We start from the raw sequence: 1,378 nt of genomic DNA on the forward strand, positions 1-1,378 counted from the left end.
AATCTCCTATCCGAGCGACGAGGTGCGAGGCGCGCTTGAGCGCACCCTGGGTGTGCCGATCTTCCAGGAACAGGTGATGCAAATCGCCATGGTGGCCGCCGGCTTCAGCGCCGGCGAGGCCGACCAGCTGCGCCGCGCGATGGCAGCATGGAAGCGCAAGGGCGGACTTGGCCACTATTACGACAGCATCGTCAACGGAATGCTTGAGCGCGGATACCAAAAGGCATTCGCGGATGCCTTGTTTGCACAAATCGAGGGGTTTGGCGAGTATGGCTTTCCGGAAAGCCATGCGGCAAGCTTCGCCCTGCTCGTCTACGCGAGTAGCTGGCTGAAGTGCCACTATCCTGCCGCCTTCCTCTGCGCCATGCTCAACAGTCAGCCAATGGGCTTTTATTCACCCTCTCAGTTGGTTCAGGACGCAAGACGCCATGGCGTCACCGTCTTGCCGGTGGATATCACCGCGAGCGACTGGGATAGCACCTTGGAAGGCGATATGGCACGCCCGGCCGTGCGCCTCGGCCTATCCCGAATTACTGGTCTACGACAAGAGGCCGGCTGGCGTATCGAGGCCTCGCGCGCAATGCGGCCCTTCAAGGATGTCGCAGACCTCGGGCGGCGCGCCGATCTCAACCGCCGCGACTTACAGATCCTGGCTACGGCCGACGCCCTGCGGTCAATCGCTGGGCACCGGCGCGAAGCCCTGTGGCAAGCGATCGCATCGGTACCGGAAAAATCGCTGCTTCGTGACGCGGGCCAGGACGATGACACGCCGAGCCTGGCCGCGCCACGAGAAGCCGAATCGATCGTCGCGGACTACCAAAGCACGGGCCTTACCCTTGGGCGCCACCCCGTCGCGCTCTTACGCACACACCTCGACAAACTCGGACTGATGAATGCCCAGACGCTGGCCACTTATAAAAACGGACGCGTCACACGCGGTTGCGGCATCGTCACCGTGCGGCAGCGCCCTGGCACGGCCAAGGGTGTGCTGTTCATGACCCTTGAGGACGAAAGCGGGTCGGTAAATGTCATAGTTTGGCCATCGCTCCTGGAGCGATACCGTAAGGAAGCGCTTGGCGCGACGCTGCTCGGCGTGCATGGCGTCTGGCAAACTGACGGCAAGGTCAAGCACTTGGTCGCCAGGCGGCTTTTTGATATGACCGCCCTGCTCGGCGAGCTCACAACGACGAGTCGTGACTTTTGCTAAACGGCGGTAGGCAGTTTTTTACAATGCGTTGACTAACGATCGCGCTGTACCGTTTCACGATGGCTGAACTGGGCTTCCCGAAAACGCAAAAGTCCGAACCCAAACATGTGAAAGTCCAGCCGATATATCGAGATCCAGAGACTGGCCGGACGTGGTCCGGTCGCGGCAAGC

1 protein-coding gene is annotated in these 1,378 nt (G+C 61.1%); it reads left to right on the forward strand.

The genetic code is table 11. From position 1 onward, the window contains the following. A partial coding sequence (locus tag WM40_RS26995) for a helix-hairpin-helix domain-containing protein (protein WP_046154632.1) occupies nt 1-1,207 on the forward strand: 1,207 nt, incomplete at its 5' end. Between the last annotated feature and the right edge of the window lie 171 nt (nt 1,208-1,378).

This window comes from Robbsia andropogonis (genome assembly GCF_000970345.1).
Classification (GTDB): Bacteria; Pseudomonadota; Gammaproteobacteria; order Burkholderiales; family Burkholderiaceae; genus Robbsia; species Robbsia andropogonis.